Origin of the sequence: Microbacterium immunditiarum (assembly GCF_013409785.1) — a bacterium.
GTDB lineage: Bacteria > Actinomycetota > Actinomycetes > Actinomycetales > Microbacteriaceae > Microbacterium > Microbacterium immunditiarum.
On sequence record NZ_JACCBV010000001.1, the window covers coordinates 3,153,928 to 3,172,840 of the forward strand.

General features: G+C 71.0%; 19 protein-coding genes, 1 tRNA gene and 1 riboswitch. Of the genes, 10 read left to right on the forward strand and 10 right to left on the reverse strand.

From position 1 onward, the window contains the following. Positions 1 to 68: 68 nt before the first annotated feature. The 7 genes from BJ991_RS14765 to BJ991_RS14795 all read right to left on the reverse strand — a co-directional run bounded on the left by BJ991_RS14765 (position 69) and on the right by BJ991_RS14795 (position 6,436). A tRNA-Arg gene (locus tag BJ991_RS14765) sits at positions 69 to 141 on the reverse strand. Positions 142 to 419: 278 nt separating this feature from the next. After that, positions 420 to 2,030 carry a M20/M25/M40 family metallo-hydrolase gene (locus BJ991_RS14770; RefSeq protein ID WP_179491211.1) on the reverse strand — a complete coding sequence of 537 codons (1,611 nt, stop codon included), beginning with the start codon at positions 2,028 to 2,030 and terminating at the stop codon, positions 420 to 422. A gap of 141 nt (positions 2,031 to 2,171) precedes the next feature. Further along, on the reverse strand, positions 2,172 to 2,492 hold the full coding sequence (locus tag BJ991_RS14775) for a DMT family transporter (RefSeq protein WP_179491212.1): 321 nt from the start codon (positions 2,490 to 2,492) through the stop codon (positions 2,172 to 2,174). Between the two features lie 10 nt (positions 2,493 to 2,502). Further along, positions 2,503 to 2,567, reverse strand: a riboswitch (guanidine-III (ykkC-III) riboswitch). Positions 2,568 to 2,630: 63 nt separating this feature from the next. Next, positions 2,631 to 3,797: a hypothetical protein gene (locus BJ991_RS14780; protein WP_179491213.1), complete on the reverse strand. Its 1,167-nt coding sequence runs from the start codon at positions 3,795 to 3,797 to the stop codon at positions 2,631 to 2,633. 124 nt (positions 3,798 to 3,921) lie between these two features. Then, entirely contained in the window at positions 3,922 to 4,824 is a 903-nt protein-coding gene (locus BJ991_RS14785; protein WP_179491214.1) for a CPBP family glutamic-type intramembrane protease, read from the reverse strand. A gap of 21 nt (positions 4,825 to 4,845) precedes the next feature. Next, the gene (gene trmB, locus BJ991_RS14790) at positions 4,846 to 5,508 is read right to left on the reverse strand and encodes a tRNA (guanosine(46)-N7)-methyltransferase TrmB (RefSeq protein ID WP_218853324.1); all 663 of its coding nucleotides are present in this window, start codon (positions 5,506 to 5,508) and stop codon (positions 4,846 to 4,848) included. A 94-nt stretch (positions 5,509 to 5,602) separates the two neighbouring features. Continuing rightward, positions 5,603 to 6,436 carry a DUF3097 domain-containing protein gene (locus tag BJ991_RS14795; RefSeq protein ID WP_179491218.1) on the reverse strand — a complete coding sequence of 278 codons (834 nt, stop codon included), beginning with the start codon at positions 6,434 to 6,436 and terminating at the stop codon, positions 5,603 to 5,605. Between the two features lie 173 nt (positions 6,437 to 6,609). On the opposite strand from BJ991_RS14795, the gene BJ991_RS18685 reads away from it, so the two are divergent. The 4 genes from BJ991_RS18685 (at position 6,610) to BJ991_RS14815 (ending at position 10,900) form a co-directional block, all read left to right on the forward strand. Next, positions 6,610 to 8,643 (forward strand): TPM domain-containing protein, encoded by a 2,034-nt coding sequence (locus BJ991_RS18685; RefSeq protein ID WP_179491220.1) that lies wholly within the window; start codon positions 6,610 to 6,612, stop codon positions 8,641 to 8,643. A 73-nt stretch (positions 8,644 to 8,716) separates the two neighbouring features. Then, positions 8,717 to 9,484 (forward strand): PspA/IM30 family protein, encoded by a 768-nt coding sequence (locus tag BJ991_RS14805; protein WP_179491222.1) that lies wholly within the window; start codon positions 8,717 to 8,719, stop codon positions 9,482 to 9,484. Positions 9,485 to 9,587: 103 nt separating this feature from the next. Further along, a complete protein-coding gene (locus tag BJ991_RS14810) occupies positions 9,588 to 10,409 on the forward strand; it encodes an arginase family protein (protein WP_179491224.1) in 822 nt (273 codons plus the stop codon). After that, on the forward strand, positions 10,406 to 10,900 hold the full coding sequence (locus BJ991_RS14815) for a Fe-S oxidoreductase (RefSeq protein ID WP_179491226.1): 495 nt from the start codon (positions 10,406 to 10,408) through the stop codon (positions 10,898 to 10,900). The genes BJ991_RS14810 and BJ991_RS14815 overlap by 4 nt, the downstream gene beginning before the upstream one ends. Positions 10,901 to 10,929: 29 nt before the next feature. Here the strand turns inward: BJ991_RS14815 and BJ991_RS14820 are convergent, their stop codons facing one another. The 3 genes from BJ991_RS14820 to BJ991_RS14830 form a co-directional block, all read right to left on the reverse strand. After that, entirely contained in the window at positions 10,930 to 11,418 is a 489-nt protein-coding gene (locus BJ991_RS14820; RefSeq protein ID WP_179491229.1) for an SIP domain-containing protein, read from the reverse strand. Positions 11,419 to 11,481: 63 nt separating this feature from the next. Continuing rightward, positions 11,482 to 12,219, reverse strand: coding sequence for a tyrosine-protein phosphatase (locus BJ991_RS14825; RefSeq protein ID WP_179491231.1), 738 nt, complete (start codon positions 12,217 to 12,219; stop codon positions 11,482 to 11,484). Next, entirely contained in the window at positions 12,216 to 12,725 is a 510-nt protein-coding gene (locus BJ991_RS14830; protein WP_179491234.1) for a carboxymuconolactone decarboxylase family protein, read from the reverse strand. Before BJ991_RS14830 ends, BJ991_RS14825 begins: the two co-directional genes overlap by 4 nt. Before the next feature lie 77 nt (positions 12,726 to 12,802). Here BJ991_RS14830 and BJ991_RS14835 point away from each other — a divergent pair, with 77 nt between their 5' ends. The 6 genes from BJ991_RS14835 to BJ991_RS14860 all read left to right on the forward strand — a co-directional run bounded on the left by BJ991_RS14835 (position 12,803) and on the right by BJ991_RS14860 (position 18,894). Further along, positions 12,803 to 13,759, forward strand: coding sequence for an alpha/beta fold hydrolase (locus BJ991_RS14835; RefSeq protein WP_425487550.1), 957 nt, complete (start codon positions 12,803 to 12,805; stop codon positions 13,757 to 13,759). Positions 13,760 to 13,945: 186 nt separating this feature from the next. Continuing rightward, entirely contained in the window at positions 13,946 to 15,457 is a 1,512-nt protein-coding gene (locus tag BJ991_RS14840; protein WP_179491238.1) for an ABC transporter substrate-binding protein, read from the forward strand. After that, a complete protein-coding gene (locus BJ991_RS14845; protein WP_179491240.1) occupies positions 15,454 to 16,404 on the forward strand; it encodes an ABC transporter permease subunit in 951 nt (316 codons plus the stop codon). Before BJ991_RS14840 ends, BJ991_RS14845 begins: the two co-directional genes overlap by 4 nt. Beyond that, positions 16,404 to 17,300: an ABC transporter permease gene (locus tag BJ991_RS14850; RefSeq protein ID WP_179491242.1), complete on the forward strand. Its 897-nt coding sequence runs from the start codon at positions 16,404 to 16,406 to the stop codon at positions 17,298 to 17,300. The genes BJ991_RS14845 and BJ991_RS14850 overlap by 1 nt, the downstream gene beginning before the upstream one ends. Further along, entirely contained in the window at positions 17,297 to 18,085 is a 789-nt protein-coding gene (locus tag BJ991_RS14855; protein WP_179491244.1) for an ATP-binding cassette domain-containing protein, read from the forward strand. Before BJ991_RS14850 ends, BJ991_RS14855 begins: the two co-directional genes overlap by 4 nt. Beyond that, positions 18,082 to 18,894: an ABC transporter ATP-binding protein gene (locus tag BJ991_RS14860; RefSeq protein WP_179491246.1), complete on the forward strand. Its 813-nt coding sequence runs from the start codon at positions 18,082 to 18,084 to the stop codon at positions 18,892 to 18,894. Before BJ991_RS14855 ends, BJ991_RS14860 begins: the two co-directional genes overlap by 4 nt. Positions 18,895 to 18,913: the final 19 nt, after the last annotated feature.

Consider the following 18,913-nt stretch of genomic DNA (forward strand, 5'->3'; position numbering starts at 1 on the left):
GTACGGTGCGACGGTCGCGGGAATGGCGAAGGCCGCCCGTCGGGGCGGCGGCCTTCATCCGCTCTTCGCGCCCCCGACAGGAATCGAACCTGCGACCTTTGGTACCGGAAACCAACGCTCTATCCCCTGAGCTACGGAGGCGTACCGATCGAGGTTATCACCGCCCGCTGGGCACGCCGTGCAGGCGGCGCCGCGCTCCCCCCGCACAACGATGATCGCCCCCGGGAAACGCGGTCCGAAGACCACGCCCGGGGGCGATCGTCAATGCGATGTGCGGTCTCTGTATCCGGTTCCCTTTCGGGTTCCTCGTTCCTGTTTTCTCTTCGCAGAACCGAAGATACTCACCTCACGACGGCCGTCAAGAGTTCACTCGGAAGTCACTTCGACGTCATGTTGAAGGTGAGATCCACGCGCCGATCTCAGCCCGCGAATCGGTTCTTGAAGGCGTCCATGCTCTTGCCCGCGCCGTGCGACTTCCCGGGCGCGCTGACGCCGTTCACGGTCGACGTGTCGAACGCGAAGGTGATGACCGCGGTGGCGACCGCGTCGGAGTTCACGTCGAGCGCGTGCAGGTTCACGTTGCCTTCCAGGTCGTACTCGGCACGAAGCAGGTCGTACAGCGTGACGTCCTGCCCGGCACCGGTCAGGTTGTCGCACGGCTGGTGGTAGCACGGGTCGTACGCCGCGTCGATCACGCCGCCGTACAGCGCCGCCTCGTCAACGGTCTTCTTGTCCTCCGCACCGGTGAACAGACCGCCCGCGGGGATGTCCACCGCGATGAACGGCCCGTAGTCGCTGCGGCCCGAGAAGTCCGTGTCCTGGTAGGGCTCTCCGACGCTGTCGTAGTAGGCCTCGAAGACGTCCTCGATCTGAGCCGACCCCTCGGGGATGAATCCCGGAGCGGCGGTCCCGCCCGAGTTGTCACCGTCGTAGATGCCGAACATGTAGTTCGGCGAGCCGATCATGTCGAAGTTGAGGTACAGCGCGATGTCTCCACGCTCCTGCTCGCTCAGGTTCTCGACGTAGTACTCCGAGCCGAGCAGACCCTCCTCCTCGGCACCCCACCACGCGAAGCGCACCGTGTTGTTCGGCTTGACCTTCTGCATCTGGATCGCCGTCTCCAGCAGCGCGGCGCTGCCCGAGCCGTTGTCGTTGATGCCGGCGCCGTCCTGGACGCCGTCGAGGTGCGCGCCGGCCATCACGACGTTGTCATCGTTGCCGGCCTGGGTCTCGGCGAACACGTTCCACGCGGTGCGGATCTCCTCGTCGTAGTCGACGGTGACCGTGACGATCGCCCCCGGCGTCGAGTTCAGGTCCTCACCGGCATCGGCCGTGACGAAGACCGTCGGGATCGTGAGCCCCGTGGCGTCGCCGATCATGTTGAGGAGGCCCTCGCGGTCAGTCGGGATGCTCTGGCCCTCGTTCATGATGATCGCACCCGCCGCGCCCGCCGCCTCGGCGTTGAGCGCCTTGACCGCGAAGCCGCAGGTTCCGCGCTGCATGAGCGCGATCGAGCCCACCGGGAAGCCGGCGAAGTCGGCGGCCTCGCAGCCGCTGGAGTTGCTGTTCGGCGGGTCGTCCTCGTCGACGAGCACGATGCCCACCGGCACGAGGGGTGCGGTCGCGGTGCCCTCGGGGCTGCCCGAGTCGAACCGGTTCCGCAGGAAGTCGGTGCCGTCGATGAACGTGCGGGGGTTCGGCGAGACCCGGACGAGCGCGTTGTTCTCATCGAAGTAGGGGAACTCGAAGTCCTGGACGACCGGCGAGTACCCCGCGTCCGTCAGCTGGTCCACGACGTAATCGACGGATGCCTCATACCCGGGGCGTCCCGCCGCACGGTCGCCGTGCTCGTCGGCGATTGCCTGGAAAGCCTGGAGGTGGTCCATCACACCCTCGAGCGTGACCGCCTTCGTGAGCTTCTTGGCGGAGTTGTTGTTCGGTACCGCGAGTGCGGGTGACGCGATCGCCAGGCTGGCGGCGACCGCGCCGACGGCGACGAAGGCCGCCGTCCGCGTCTTCCTCTTCAGCATTGTGTGCCCTTTCCGCCGGCGACCCCGATGTCACCGGCCCTGCGCGGGAGACTTTCACACGATGCGCGACGCGTCTAGGCCCAGTTCCCGCTTGCTCACGAAGACCTCATGTCCGGCGGGCCGCGGTCGGGGCATCCGTCTCTATTCGTGGCCGACGAGCTTGAGCCCGACCACGCAGCCCACGAGTCCGAGGATCAGCAGCAGACGCACGATCGAGAACGACTCGGCGCCGGTGATCATCGCGTACGCGACGGTCAGCGCCGCTCCGATGCCGACCCACACGGCGTATGCGGTGCCGGTCGGGATGTCGCGCATGGCCCACGCGAGCCCGCCCATGCTGGCGACGAGCGCGATTCCGAAGACCACGCTCGACCAGAACTTGGTGAAGCCCTCGGACTTGCCGAGCGCGGTGGCCCACACGGCCTCGAGCACACCGGAGATGATGAGGATGACCCACGACATGACAGCGTCTCCTGGCCAGTCTTGTCGCACACCGGGTACTGAACCCTCGTCCGGGGACCCTGTCGGGATCCGCGGGCCAGCCTAGCGAGTCGCCCTGGGCAGGCCCCGGGCGGCTCGCCGCGAGCGGAGCAGGCGGCGTCAGGGCGACAGAGACTCGCGCCGCGGAGCCAGCAACATCGCAAGCCATTCGGCGCCGCGCGGCACTGTTCCCTCGCGCGACGCAACCCACGCGCGGACCTCGTCGAGAAACGCCTCGCGATGCTCGTCGTCGTCGAACTCTTCGGGGTCGTCGAGAGCCGCCCGGACCTCGTCCATCGTCATGCCGCGAAAGAGGTCCTCGCGCCCCGGCCGGCGCTCGTCGATCGCGTGCGCGACCGCCTCGATCACCGCGCGATCGCGGAACGGGTAGGGCGCCCGGAGGCTGGAACGAGTCGGGAGGAACGAGATGCCAAGCCACCCGAGAAGCTCGTCGCCCTCGCGCAGGCGCAGGTCGATGTGGATGCCGAGGCGCAGCGAGTCCCCCGCGCCGGTGTCGACCTCGACGTAATCGGATGTCACTTCGCCGATGCTCGACCACGGCACCGTGTACTGCGCATGCGGCCTACGCCCGCCCCGCCAGACCGCGATCCCCGCGTGGTCGACCACCAGCGTGGAAAGCATTGGCACGCGTGCACGCCACCTGCCGCATTCCGCACCGCACACGTCCCGCAGCACGAGGCCCGCGGAGATCGTGTCGAAAAATCCGAAGTAGGCGGACAGCACGAGAGCTTGCGGATGCTCCGCCGCGAGTCGCGCGTTGCGAGCGAGAAGCGGGCGCGTCCATACGAACTGGTTGGCGAAGACGAGCCACGCGATCCCGCCCGCGCCGGCGGCGATGAGCACGGCGACCGCAACCGCGGGATCGGCGCGCTCCGCATTCACGACCAGCCACCACACCGTTGCGGAGAGCACGACGCCCGCTCCGATGAGCACGGCCCATCCCATGAGCGACCGTCCCCGTCTGCGCTCGAGATCATCCGGCGTCGTGACGGCGGCCGGCGGCAGCGCCGAGGTCGATGCCCGGCCGTTACGCGGCGGAACGTACTCCGCCGCGGCCATCCGACGCCGGAAGGCGACGAGGGCAGCGACCGCCGTCACGATCGTGACCAGCGCGGTCCCGCCGACGATCATTCGGACGTCGCCGTCGAAACGGAGGAAGCCGACGAGGACTGCGGCCGGCACCGCCCATGCGAAGCCGGCACGCACGTAGTACGCGAGGAACTGCCGGATGACGCCGCGTCGGCGAGAGGGGTCGGCGGCACTCATGGCGGCGCTGCTCCTTGTCGTTCGTCGAAACCACGGGTGAGGCACCTGTGGGGTCACCCAGCCCCATGGAATCGCGCACATACCGCCCGAGCCGGCTGAAGTCTACCTCCCGGCCGTCCGCGCGTCAGACGAAGAACAGCCAGTCGAGTGCACCCGGATTGTGGGCGTGCACGAGCACGAGGAACACGACCGCGTCGAACAGCAGGTGCACCGTCACGACGTACGCGAGTGAGCGCGTCTTCATGAAGATGAACCCCTGCAGAAGCGCGAAGGGGATCGTCAGCAGCGGCCCCCACGCCTGGTAGCCGAGCTCCCACAGGAACGACACGAAGACGACCGCCTGCAGAACGTTCGCCTGCCAGTCCGCGAAGTGCCGGCGCAGCAGCGCGAAGCACGTGCAGATGAAGAACAGCTCGTCCCAGATCCCCACCGCGCCGACGCCGACGAACAGCCGCGCGATGAGGTCGGGAGTGTCGACGACGGGCCAGTTCGCGTAGACGCCCGACGTGATGAAGTAGAACGGCAGGATGAGCCACCCGAGCGCGAGCACGGCGACGAGCCACAGCCACTGGAACCTCGTCCAGCGCCCTCCCCCGCGCCACGGGAACCGGATCGCGTGATCCCGGTACACCCACCGCGACACGACGTACGGCACGACGACCGCGCCGCCGAGGGCCACCGCGAACCGCAGGATCGCGAGGTTGTCGAGCTCCGCCTTCAGCGGGATCGAGCTCACGATGAGAAGGCCGAGGGCGATGAGCGACAGGTCCCGCACGATGCTCGGGGGTCGACGGATGCCACCACCCGCGTCGCCGGACGGCTCGGCGCCGTACGCGGCGGGCGCGGCATCCGTCCTCCGGTTTATCGCGATCGCGAGCGCGAGCGCGGCCGCCAGCAGCACCCACCCGAGCCACGGGATGCGCGCGACGAAGAACGCGGGCGCCGCGAGGCACGCGAGGAGGGCGGGCGCGAGCCGCCACGACCACGCCGGTCGCACGCCGAGCTCGACGGCGGGATGCGCGGGCACGTCAGGCCGCCCGAGCGGCCGTCATCGGGCAAGCCTGCGATACGCGAGGTCGCGGATCCCGCGACCGGCCCGGGCGCCCTTGCGCTCGAACGCGGTCAGCGCGCGCCCCTCGTAGCGGTCGGCCCATTCGCCCTCGAAGTCCTTCTCGAACGCCTCGGCCTCGTCCAGCACGTCGCGCATCTGGAGGGCGTAGTCCTCCCAGTCGGTCGCCAGCCGGAGTGTGCCGCCGTCGCGCAGCGCCCGCGCAGCGAGCTCCGCGAACTCGGGCGTGACGAGCCGGCGCTTCGTGTGCTTCTTCTTGTGCCACGGGTCGGGGAAGAACACCCAGAGCTCCGAGACGGATGCCTCGGGCAGCAGCTTCTCGAGCACCTCGGGCGCGTTCGCCTCGACGAGCCTGAGGTTGCGGGCGCCGGCGCGCTCGGCGTCGAGCATCGTGCGCGCGAGCCCCGCCTTGAAGACCTCGATCGCGAGGAAGTCCCACTCAGGGCGCGACGTCGCCGCGTGGACGATCGCGTGACCCTGGCCCGATCCGATCTCGACCACGAGCGGAGCTTCGCGCCCCCACACCGCCGCGGGGTCGATCGCCGCGCCGGCCGCGACGCTCGTCGCCGCCGCGTCGCGCGGCACCTCGATGACGTAGCGCGGGGCGAGCTCGCTCCACGCGCGCTCCTGGGCGTCGGACATACGGCCGCTGCGGCGCACGAACGACACCGGTCTGTCGCGGAACACGCGCGGCGGGGATGGAGTCTCCGTCACCCCTCCAGGCTAAGGGACCCGATCATGCGGTCACGAAGTCGATGAGCTCCTCGACGCGGCCGAGCAGCGCCGGCTCGAGGTCGCGGTACGACCGCACCGAACCGAGGATGCGCTGCCATGCTCGCGCGAGGTCGGCCTGCGTCTGCGCGGGCCAGCCGAGCGCGCGGCACACGCCCGTCTTGTAGTCGACGCCCCGCGGCACCTCCGGCCACGCCGCGATGCCGACGGCATCCGGCTTCACGCATTGCCACACGTCGACGTACGGATGCCCCACGATCCTCACGTGCGCGCCGTGGCGGCCCCGCAGCACGGCGTCGGCGATGCGCGCCTCCTTCGAGCCGGGCACGAGGTGGTCGACGAGGACGCCGTAGCGGCGCTCCGCCGACGGGGGCTCGTCGTCGAGCATCGCCGCGAGCAGGTCGACGCCCCGCAGGTACTCGACCACGACGCCCTCGACGCGCAGGTCGTCGCCCCAGATGCGCTCGACGAGCTCGGCGTCGTGGCGCCCCTCGACGAGGATGCGGCTCGCGCGCGCGACGCGAGCCCGCTCGGTCTCGACCGCGAACGATCCCGACGCGGTGCGCGACGGGACGGTGCTCGCCTTCGCCTCGGGACGCACGAGCACGACGTCCCCGCCGTCGATGAGGAACCCCGCACCGAGCGGGAAGAGCCGGCGCCGGCCGTGCCGGTCCTCGAGCTCGACGTTCCCGCCCGACAGCCCCACGACCGCGCCGCACCAGCCGTCGTCGGCGACCTCCACGACGAGGTCGCGCTCGGCCTCCACGCGAGGCACGAGGCGGCGTGCACGCTCGCGCCAGCCGGCGGCGAGAACATCGGTTCCGTAGCGGTCGTCCATGGGTCCTCCGAGTCGCACAGGCTACCGGCCGGCGGGGGGAAGACACGGATGCCGCGCGGGCACGCCGCTGCGCGGCATCCGGTCCGTTCCTTCCCAGCCCCCTGGCTATCGCCCGTCCGTCGCGGCTGAATAGACTCGCGGTGGCGATGTTCGATCGTGCCGAAGGGGGTTCGATGCGTGCTCGATGGGTCGCGGCGCTCGGGGCGGCGTGGGGGCTGGTGCTCGCGGGTGCCGGCGGGGTCGCGTGGGCGACCGACCCGGTGCCGCTCGGCGCGGGACGTGTCGTCGACCAGGTCGACGCGCTCGGCGGTCAGCTGAACGCCGTCGAGGATCGCCTCGAGGAGCTGTTCGACGACACCGGCATCGACCTGTACGTCGTGTACGTCGACGAGTTCACGAACCCGTCCGATCGCCAGGAATGGGCCGACCAGGTCGCCCTCGACAACGGGCTGGGCGCGACCCAGTACCTGCTGGCCGTCGCGACCGAGGGGCGCCAGTACTACATCTCCGCCGATACCGAGGGTCCGATCAGCGGCGACCAGCTCGACGCCATCGAGCAGTCGATCCGGCCGCAGCTGAGCGACGGCGACTACGCGGCCGCCGCGATCGCGGCGGCCGACGGATTCGAGACAGCGGCCGGCGGCGGGCAGCCCGGCGAGTCGGGCGGCGGCGGGTTCCTCGGCGGACTGCTGATCTTCCTCGTCATCGCGGCCGCGATCGCGGTGGTCGTGTGGCTCGTCGTGCGCACCCGTCGCAAGAAGCAGGGCGCTGCCGGGTCGGGCACGGCGCAGCCCCCGGTCGAGACGCTCGACACCAAGGAGCTCGCGCGTCGCGCGTCGTCGGCTCTCGTCGAGATGGACGACGCCGTGCGCACGAGCGAGCAGGAGCTCGGGTTCGCGCGCGCGCAGTTCGGCGACGCGGCGACCCAGGAGTTCGCGCAGGCGCTCGAGACCGCGAAGGCGAACCTGAACGAGGCGTTCACCCTCAAGCAGAAGCTCGACGACGGCGTCGAAGACACCGAGGAGGAGACCCGCGCGTGGAACGCGCAGATCCTCCAGCTCTGCGGGCAGGCGAGCGACGAGCTCGACGAGAAGGCCGCCGCGTTCGACGAGTTGCGCAAGCTCGAGCAGAACGCCCCCGAGGCGCTCGCCCGGGTGCAGGAGGCACGGGCGAAGGCGGCGGCCTCCATCGAGGCCTCCGCCGCCGAGCTCGCGCGGCTCTCCACGACGTACGCGCCCGAGGCGCTCTCGACGGTCGCCGACAACCCGGAGCAGGCGCGCGACCGCATCGCGTTCGCCGACGAGCAGCTCGCCGAGGCGCAGACCGCGATCGGCGCGGGCGACGGCGGGCGGGCGGCCGTCAGCATCCGCGCCGCCGAGGAGTCCGTGTCGCAGGCCGTCCTGCTGCAGGAGGCGATCACCAAGGTCGGGACCGACCTGGCGGATGCCGAGAAGAACGCCGCCGCGCTCATCGCCGAGCTCGAGCAGGACATGGCCACGGCGGCCGCGCTCCCCGATGCCGACGGGCGCGTGGCGGGAGTCGTCGCGTCGACGCGTCAGCAGGTCGACGCCGCGCGGCAGGGCCTGTCGGGCAACGCCAAGAGGCCCATCGCGACGCTGCAGACCCTCGAGGCGGCCAACACCGCGATCGACGGCGTCGTGCAGGGCGTCCGCGACGCGGCGGCACAGGAGCAGCGCAACCGGCAGATGCTCGGCCAGCTCATGATGCAGGCACAGGCGCAGGTCTCCGCGGCCGAGGACTACATCACCGCGCGACGAGGCGCGGTCGGCGCCGAGGCCCGCACGCGGCTCGCCGAGGCGGGTGCGTCGCTCGTGCGCGCCCAGCAGCTTCAGGCCAGCGACGCCGCCCAGGCGCTGCAGTTCGCGCAGCGGGCCGATCAGCTCGCGGGCCAGGCCATCCGGTCCGCGCAGAACGACGTGGGCGCGTTCTCGGGCGGCGGCATGCTCGGCGCACCCTCCGCCGGGTCGGGCGGGGGCGGCGGCGGCATGCTCGGCGCGGTCCTCGGCGGCATCGTCATCAACTCCCTGCTCAGCGGAGGAGGCGGTCGATCGTCCGGCGGCCTCTCCGGCGGATTGGGCGGAATGCTCGGCGGAGGCGGCGGACGCGGCCGCAGCGGCGGCGGCTTCCGACCCGGAAGCTTCGGCGGCGGCGGCACACGCGGCCGCCGAGGGGGTGGTCGCTTCTAGGCCGCACAACGTCAGGCCCACCGACCGGGCCGCCAAGCCCTAACGTGACTACCGAGTGAAAGGAACCACTGTGATGGCAAAGCAGTCCATCTTCGGCCGCATCTCCACCCTGGTGCGCGCGAACATCAACGCGCTCCTCGACCAGGCCGAAGACCCCGAGAAGATGCTCGATCAGCTCGTTCGCGACTACACGAACAGCATCGCCGACGCCGAGTCGGCGATCGCCGAGACGATCGGCAACCTGCGCCTGCTCGAGCGTGACCACCAGGAGGACGTTCAGGCGGCCGCCGAATGGGGCAACAAGGCGCTCGCCGCCAGCCGCAAGGCTGACGAGCTCCGCTCCCAGGGCAGCGCGGCCGACGCCGACAAGTTCGACAACCTGGCCAAGATCGCCCTCCAGCGGCAGATCAGCGCCGAGAGCGAGGCCAAGCAGGCCGAGCCCACGATCGCGTCGCAGACGGAGGTGGTCAACAAGCTCAAGGACGGCCTCAACGGCATGAAGCAGAAGCTCGACCAGCTCAAGAACAAGCGGTCCGAGCTGCTCGCCCGCTCCAAGACCGCCGAGGCCCAGACCAAGGTGCACGACGCGGTCAAGTCCATCGACGTGCTCGACCCGACCAGCGAGCTGGGCCGGTTCGAAGACAAGGTGCGTCGCCAGGAGGCCCTCGCGGCCGGCAAGCAGGAGCTCGCGGCGTCGAGCCTCGACGCGCAGTTCAACCAGCTCGACGACATGGGTGAGCTGACCGAGGTCGAGGCGCGCCTCGCCGCGCTGAAGGCGGGCAACGGCCCCGCCAAGAACCAGCAGGCGATCGACGCGTCGTCGGCGCCCTACACGCCGTAACGCACGACCGTGAAGGCGCCGCGCCCGGGGACGCGTTCCCGGGCGCGGCGCCATTCGCGATCCGTCCGGCGTCGCGCACGCGCGCATGCGGAATGATGTGAGGATGACCCGCTATCTCGTCGTGCCCCAGTGGCAGGGAAGCCCCTCCACCCGCGCGATGCAGCTCATCGACGGAGCCCGCGCGATCGCGGGCGACCTCCCCCGCTCCGCCACGACGATCCTCGATGTGCCGATCGAAGCCGGGGAATCGCTGGGCACCGGCATCCGGCGCCTGAGCACCCTCCAGCGCGTGCGCGCGCAGGTCGAAGAGGCGCTGTCGTCGCACGAGGAGCCCGTGCTCACGATCGGCGGCGACTGCGGCGTCGCACTCGGCCCGATCGCGCACGCGGTGGCTCGGCATCCGGACCTCGCCATCGTGTGGATCGACGCCCACCCCGACTTCAACACTCCCGAGACCTCACCGTCGGGAGCGTTCGCGGGCATGGTGCTGCGCGCGGTCGTGGGCGACGGCGACCCCGCGCTCGTGCTGAACGAAGGCGCCGTCGCGCCGAGCCGCGTCGTGCTCGTGGCGACGCGCTCGTACGACGACGCCGAGCTCGAGGCGATCGAGGCGCGCGGCATCCGCGTCGTCCCCGCCGACACGGTGAGTGACCCGGATGCGCTCGTCGAAGCGGTCGCCGCGACCGGTGCGGCCTCCGTGTACATCCACGTCGACGTCGACGCGCTCGATCCGGCCGAGCTCGCCGGCAACGCGCACCCCGAACCGTTCGGCGTGGGGGTCGCCGATCTCACCGCGGCGATCGGCGCGCTGCGCGCCGCCGTGCCGCTCGTGGGTGCCACGCTCGCGGGCTACTCCCCCGCGTCGCCGGATGCCGCGACCGACGACCTCGGCGCGCTGTTGCGCATCGTCGGGGCGCTCGCGTGAGCCCTGTCCCCACCCCTCCTCCCGGATGGCGGGAGGCGGCCGAGAGGGCGCTCGCGCGCGGTCGCGCGATCGACCGGTTCATCCCGTCGCTCCTCCTCGACTCGCCCATCAGCCGCGTCGGCTACTGGTACGGCACGACCGTCGGCTGGGTGTGGGGCACGCTGTGGAGCACAGGCCGCATCGAGCAGCGGGAGGGGTTGTGGGTGTTCCGCGGCATGCCGCGCTGGGCGTTCCCACGCGGAGGCGTGTGCGCGGGCGGCTGCTACCTCACGGGCGAGGCCGACGTCACCGACAACGTGCTGCGTCACGAGGCCGTGCACAAGCGGCAATGGCAGCGCTACGGCTTCCTCATGCCCGTGCTGTACCTGCTCGCGGGGCGCGATCCGCTGCGCAACCGGTTCGAGATCGAGGCCGGCCTCGAGGACGGCAACTACGTCCCGCGTCAGTCCGCAAGGCGCGGCGCGGCCGCTCGTCCGACGCGCAGCACCTGACGGCCCAGTCCTTCGACGGGCGCGCCGGGTCAGCGGGCGGTGAGCCCGTACTCCTCGGGCGCGTGGATCTCGGCGGAGTCGACGCCGAGCCGCGACGTGAGGTGGTCGACGATGTCGGCGGTGCCGAGGTAACCGCCGAGGAGGAACACGCGCGTGCTGTCGTCGTCGGCGCACATCATCTCGTCGGCCCACGCGGTGACCGCGCGGGAGAGCGCCTGGCCCGGGGCGCACGCCCGACCCGTGCCCGGGTCGCCGGTGCGGCGGGAGCGGTCGAGCCACGTCACGATCATGCGCGGCGGCACGTCGAGGTGGGCCTGCCACGAGGGATCCGGCACTTCGATGAAGACCCGGCCCGTCGAGCACAGCGGCAGCGTCGTCAGCAGGGCCTCGAGGTCGGTCAGCGACGACTCGTCGGCGGTGATGAGGTGCTGCACGCGCGAATGTCGCGGCGCCCGGCACGCGGCGGGGCTGTGCTCGCCGGCGGGGCGCGTCGTTCGGTGCGGTGCGGGGGTGCTCATCTCCCCTTCACTATACCGCGAACGAAGGATTGCCTAACCTCACTCCCACACAGCGGAAGGCGATCAGTCGATGAGCACCCGGCGCAGTTCGCCGATCTCGTCGTCGGAGAGCCCGCTCGCGCGCAGATAGTCCGACACCGACCCGAATCGGCCTGTCAGATCGTCGAGCAGGCGGCGCATGACCGGCGCGGGCGAGCGCGTCGCGAGCTCCTCGAGATGGCGGGCACGCGGATGCAGCGCCCGCAGCCGCTCGATCACGCCACGGTTCCGCCACGCGGGCAGCAGACCCTCGGTGCGCGCGTAATCGGAGATGACGGCGTCCTCGTCGACGCCTGCCGCCGCGAGGGTGAGCGCGACGACGACGCCCGTGCGGTCCTTGCCGACCGTGCAGTGCACGAGCACGGGCTGGTCGGACACGATCCCCCGCACGACCTGCACCACCCGGTCGGCGGAGTCGTCGACGAGCCGGCGGTACATCTCGTCGAGCGAGATGTCGTTCTCGAAGAAGGACGCCACCGAGCCGAGGAACAGTGGCACGCGGACGATCTCGGAGGCCGCGGCAGCGGGGCTCGGCGCGTGGAGGACCTCCTCGTCGGAGCGCAGGTCGATGATGCGCCGCAGCTGGAGGGCCGCGAGGTCCTCGATCCCCCGCGGCTCGAGTTGCGCGAGGTTGCCCGAGCGATACAGCACGCCGTGTCGCGCGCGCCGGTCGCCGGCGGGCAGCCCGCCGACGTCGCGCAGGTTCACCGCGCCCGTGACGATCGGAGCGGGCGCGCCGCCGGGAGTGTCCGCGGCCGTCACCAGGCCCTGCCTGCGGCGGCGTCGCGGTCCTCTCCGGCGAGATCGTCGCGCGGCGGGACGGCGTAGCGGCCGGCGATCGCGATGCGGTTGAACGCGTTGATCGAGACGAGGATCCAGCTCAGCGCGACGTACTCCTGCTCGCTGAGGATCCCTCCGACGCGGTCGTAGACGTCGTCGGAGATCCCGTCCTCGGCGATGAAGGCGAACGCCTCGGCGAGCTCGAGGCCTGCGCGCTCGCGCTCGGTGAAGACCCCCGAGTCGCGCCAGACGGGGAGCTGGGCGATCGTGTCGAGCGTGACGCCGGCCTTCTCGGCGCGCTCGACGTGCACGCGGACGCAGTAGGCGCAGCCGTTCAGCTGGGACGTGTGGATCTGCACGAGCTCCTTGAGACGGTCATCGATCCCCGCCTCGGCCGAGATCCCGCCCACCGTCTTCGAGAACGCGGAGAGCGCCTGGTAGGCCGGAGGCGCCGACCGGGACAGGTGCACTCGCCGTTCGTTCGTCATTCCGCCAGCCTACCCACGGCGCGGTCACCGGATGGGCTGTGCCGACGCGCCGCGCGGCGCGCCACAATGGCGGAGTGATCGAACCCGCCGACGAGTTCTCGTTCCTCCCCGAGCAGGCCGCCGAAGCGCACCTGTCGGGTCCTGTCCCCCACGGCGAACGCGTCGCCGTGACGCTTCCCGACGGACGCACGCTGAGCGCGCTGCGGTTCGGATCGGCGGATGAACCGGATGCCCCGCCCGCCGTCACGCTCCTGCACGGCGCGGGGCTCAACGCCCACACGTGGGACACGACGATCCTCGCCCTCGGCCTGCCCGCCCTCGCGATCGACCTTCCCGGTCACGGCGACTCGTCGTGGCGCGACGACGCCGCGTACGTCGCACGAGTTCTCGCGCCCGATGTCGCCGTCGGCCTCGAGGCGTGGACAGACGGCCCGCAGATCGTCGTCGGGCAGTCGCTCGGCGGGCTCACCGCCGCGGCGCTCGCCGCATCGCGTCCCGACCTCGTGCGGAGGCTCGTCGTCGTCGACATCACGCCCGGAGTCGACCCGAACGCCGGTCCCACCCAGGTGCGCGACTTCTTCGCCGGGCCGACCGACTGGGCGTCCCGCGCCGAGCTCGTCGACCGCGCGCTGCGGTTCGGACTCGGCGGCGGGTCGCGCCGCAAGGCCGAACGCGGCGTGTACTTCAACTCGCGCATCCGCCCCGACGGCCGTGTCGAGTGGAAGCATCACTTCGCGCAGCTCGCGAACGCGACGGCCGCCGCCGCGGCGGCCGGTCAGGCTCCGCCTCAACCGGATGACGCGCTCGCGCGCGTGCTCGGCGAAAGCGGCTGGGAGGACCTCGCCCGCGTGACCGCGCCCGTCACCCTCATCCGGGGCGCGAACGGGTACGTCACCGACGAGGACGCCGACGAGTTCGCTCGGCGGATGCCCGGGGGATCCGTCGAGTCCATGACCGGAGGACACAATCTGCAGGAGGACAGCCCCACAGGCCTCGCGAGGCGTATTGCCGGGCTCGCGGCAGAAGTCGACTGATCGCGGTCTGATCGCGGGCGGGTAACGATTTCGTCTTCTGTGACGTTTCGTTTTGCAACCGGGCCCGCCGCTCGGGCACGATCCCTACGCTGACTCCTACAGGAACCGCAGCCTTTGCACCGCCGACATGGCACGGCCCATCCGGCCGGCGCCGCCCCCGTGATGCAGCCGAAAGGACCACCTCCGATGCTCCGCCGCACAGCCCTCCTCGCCGCAGCCGGCCTCGCGGCCGCCGCACTCGCCCTCAGCGCGTGCACGGCCTCGCCGACCCCCGATTCGACAGGCGGCGAACCCGACCCCGACGCGTCGCTGACCGTCGGCCTCGTTCTCGAGCCAGACAACCTCGACATCCGCCGCACGAGCGGCGCAGCGCTCGAGCAGGCGCTCATCGACAACGTCTACGAGGGCCTCGTCACCCGGGCGCCTGACGACGGCAACGCGGTCGAGCCCAAGCTGGCCTCGGACTGGGAGGTCTCCGACGACGGCCTGACCTACACCTTCACGATCGAGGAGGGGGTGACGTTCCACAACGGCGAGCCGCTCACCGTCGACGACGTCGTGACCTCGCTCACCGAGGTCAAGGACGACGAGTCGCTGCAGGGTCACGGAGACCTCGCCGGCGTCGCGTCGATCACCGCCCCCGATGCCTCGACCGTCCAGATCGTGCTTACCGAGCCGAACATCGACTTCCTCTTCTCGCTCACAGGCCGCGCCGGGCTCGTGTTCAAAGCCGGCGACACGACCGACATGAACAGTGCCGAGAACGGCACCGGTCCGTTCACGATCGCCGACTGGACCGAGGGCGACAGCATCACGCTCGCGCGCTTCGACGAGTACTGGGGCGAGCCCGCGGGCGTCGCCGAGGTGGTGCTCCAGTACATCCCCGACTTCACCGCCGGTGTGAACGCGGCCCTCGACGGAAGCGTCGACGTGCTGACGGCGGTCGACGCGACTCTCGCCCCGCAGCTCGACGGCACGGGCTTCACGCTCACGACCGGCACGTCGACCGACAAGGGCACGCTCGCGTTCAACAACACGCGCGCTCCCCTCGACGATCCGCGCGTGCGCGAGGCGCTGCGCCTCGCGATCGACCACGACGCGCTCATCGAGGCGCAGGGCGCGGCTGAGACGCTGTTCGGACCGATCCCACCTCTCGACCCGGGCTACGAGGACCTCTCCGACGTCGCTCCCTACGACCCCGAGCGGGCGCGCGAACTGCTCGCCGACGCCGGCCAGGAGAACCTCTCGCTGACGCTGACGATCCCGTCGTTCTACGGCACGACCGTCCCGACGTACCTCGTCTCGGCGTTCGACGACGTCGGCGTGGAGCTCACGGTGAACTCGGTCGAGTTCCCCACCTGGCTGCAGGACGTCTACACGAACAAGGATTACGACCTGAGCTTCGTGCTGCACGTCGAGGCGCGCGATTTCGGCAACTTCGCGAACCCGGACTACTACTTCAACTACGACAACCCCGAGGTGCAGGACCTGTACGCGCGGGCGCTCGCGACGACCGACGAGGACGAGTCGGCTGACCTGCTGCGGCAGGCGGCGCGCATCGTGTCAGAGGAGCACGCGGCCGACTGGCTCTACCTGGGCAACACGATCACGGCGGTCGGAGAGGGCGTGAACGGGTTCCCGGTGAACTCGATCAACGTTCGCCTGAGCCTGGCCGACGTGACAGTATCTCGGGGGTGACCCGGTACGCGCTGACCCGGCTGGCCCTGCTGCTGGTGGGGCTGGTTGTGGCGAGCGTGCTGATCTTCTTCACGCTGCGCGTCCTCCCGGGTGACGTGGCGCAGCTCATCGCCGGCACCCAGGGCTCGCCCGAGCAGGTCGCGGCCATCCGCGAGCGCCTCGGCCTCGACCGCCCGCTGTGGCAGCAGTACTTCGACTGGATCGGCGGCGTCCTGCGCGGCGACCTGGGCACGTCGCTGCTCAACGGCAGGTCGGTGGGCGCCGAGCTCGCCCAGAAGGCGCAGGTGACGGTGCCGCTGGGGCTCATGTCGCTGCTGATCGCGCTCGTGTTCGCGGTGCCGCTCGGCGTGCTGTCGGCCGTGCGCCGTCGCCGCGGCGCGGGCACGGCGATGAGCGTCGGCGCGCAGACCCTCGCGGCCGTCCCCGTCGTGTGGGCGGGCATGATGCTCGTGATCGTGTTCGCCGTGTGGCTCGGATGGCTCCCCGCGCAGGGCTTCCCCCGCACGGGCTGGTCGACGCCGGTGCTCGCGATCAGGTCGCTCCTTCTCCCCGCGATCACGATCGGGATCGTCGAGGGCGCGATGCTCCTGCGGTTCGTGCGCTCGGCGACGATGCAGGCGATCGGCCAGGATTACGTGCGCACCGCCGCGGCGAAAGGTCTCACGAAGAACCAAGCGCTCCTCCGGCACGGACTGCCGAACGTGGGCCTGTCGATCATCACCGTGCTGGGGCTGCAGGTCGCGGGCATCATCGTGGGCGCCGTCGTGATCGAGCAGCTGTTCACGCTGCCGGGGATCGGACGGATGCTCGTCGCCGACGTCGGCTCGCGCGACCTCGTCAAGGTGCAGGGAGAGCTCCTCGTGCTGACGGGCTTCGTGCTCATCATCGGCTTCCTGGTGGACCTCGTACACCGCGTGCTCGACCCGCGTCAGCGAGAGGCGGCGTGATGCACCGGTTCGCGTGGCTGCGGCGCCTGTGGCGCATCTCGACCGGGCGCTTCGGCCTCATCGTGGTGGCGGTCGTCCTCCTCGCGGCGGTCGTCTCGCTCTTGTGGACGCCCTTCGACCCGCGCGACGTCGAGGTCGCGAACCGCTGGGGCTACCCCGGCTGGCCGCACCTGCTCGGAACCGACGGCAACGGCCGCGACATCCTGAGCCTGCTCATGGCGGGCGCCCGCACGACCGTGTACGTCGCCGTCGGCGCGGGCATCGTGGCGACCGTGATCGGCATCGCGTTCGCCGCGCTCGGCGCTCTCACCGCGCGCTGGGTGCGCGAGTCGGTCGCGGTCTTCATCGACGTGCTCATCGCCTTCCCCGTTCTGCTCATCGCGATGATGATCTCCGCCGTGTGGGGCGGATCGCTCGGCGTCGTGATCTGGTCGGTCGGCATCGGCTTCGGTGTGAACATCGCCCGGGTGACCCGCCCCGAGCTGCGGCGTGTACTTCACAGCGAGTTCGTTCTGGCCGGGAGGGCATCCGGGCTCACGCCCGCGCAGAACCTGTGGCGGCACCTGCTGCCGAACGTCGCGCCGGTCTTCATCGTGCAGTTGTCGTGGTCGATGGCTGTCGCCGTGCTCGCTGAGGCGGGGCTCTCCTACCTCGGCTTCGGCGCCCCCGTGACCGACCCCTCGTGGGGCCTGCTTCTCGCCGATGTGCAGCGCTACATCGGGATCCACCCGCTCTCGGTGGTGTGGCCGGGACTCGCGATCACGCTCACCGTCCTCGGGCTCAACCTCATCGGCGACGCGCTCCGCGAGGCGACCGACCCGACGCTCTCGCGCGGCCGCGACCCGCTCGCTCCCCCGCGCGGCGCGATCCGCCACGTGCCGGAGGTGGTGTCGTGACGCTCCAAGTCACGGATCTCACGATCGACATCGCCGGGCGGCGCGTCGTGGACGGCGTCTCGTTCGACGTGCCCGACGGCGCGCGCGTCGGGATCATCGGCGAGTCGGGATCGGGCAAGTCCCTCACGGCTCTCGCCATCATGGGGCTTCTGCCCGAAGAGGCGACGGCGGGCGGCAGCATCCGCTGGAACGATCATGAACTCCTCGGCCTGTCCGACCGCGAGCTCGCCGCCGTGCGCGGCGACGAGATCGGCATCGTGTTCCAGGAGCCGCAAACCGCGCTCAACCCGATCCGCACGGTGGGGCGCCAGATCGCCGAGCCCATCCGCATCCACGATGGCGCGAGCAAGAAGGAGGCGTGGGAGCGCGCCGTGAAGGCGGCAGAGCGGATGCTCCTCCCCGACCCCGAGCGGATCGTCAAGCGCTACCCGCACCAGCTCTCCGGTGGCCAGCGCCAGCGCGTCGCGATCGCGATGGCGCTCGTGGCGCGGCCGCGGCTGCTCATCGCGGACGAGCCGACGACCGCGCTCGATGTGACGATCCAGGCCGAGATCCTCGAGCTGATGCGCGACCTCGTCGAGGACGCCGGCATGTCGCTCGTGTTCATCACGCACGACCTCGCGGTGCTGTCGCAGATCGCGGAGTTCGGCGTCGTGCTCGAGCACGGGAAGGTCGTCGAGGCGGCGCCCGTCTCGACGCTCCTCACCTCGCCGTCGTCGCCGGTCACTCAAGGGCTCCTGCGCGACGCGACGGCGACCCTGTGGCGTCCGGAGGGCATCTCATGAACGGCGGCGACGTGCTCCTTCGCGCCCGTGGACTCACGCGGCGGTACCGGCGGGCCAAGACGGCGCTCTTCGAACGCCAGAGCTTTACGAACGCGCTCGAGGACGCCGACCTCGACGTGCGCGAGGGCAGCACGGTCGGGATCATCGGCGAGTCCGGGTCGGGCAAGTCCACGCTCGTGCGTCTGCTGCTCGCGCTCGACACCCCGACGTCAGGCACGGTCGAGTTCGACGGACGGGAGGTCGACGCCGCGGCATCCGCTCGTCGCCTGCATTGGCTCCGCCGCCAGACCGGCATCGTGTTCCAGGATCCGTACGCGTCGCTCGACCCGCGCATGAGCGTGGGCCGCATCGTGGGCGAGCCGCTCTGGGCACTCGGGATCGAGGGCGACCGTCGTGCGCGCGTGCGCGAGGTTCTCGAGGAGGTCGGGCTCGAGGCGGCGATGGCCGAGCGGTTCCCGCACGAGTTCTCGGGAGGTCAGCGGCAGCGGATCGCGCTCGCGCGCGCGCTCGTGCACCGCCCGCGACTGCTCGTCGGCGACGAGCCGCTGTCGGCGCTCGACGTCACGGTACGCGCGCAGATCCTCCAGCTCGTCGCCGAGCTGCGGGCGCGCGACGGGCTCACGCTCATCCTGGTGTCGCACGACATCGGCGTCGTGCAGAACCTGTGCGACGAGGTCGTCGTCATGAAGGACGGGCGCATCGTCGAGGAGGGCCCGACCGAGAAGGTCCTGCTGCAGCCGCAGGTCGCCTACACGCGGCGACTGCTCGCGTCGATCCCCGTCATCGAGCAGGGCGCCGGGCCGTCCTGACCTGTCGCGGTCGACGCGT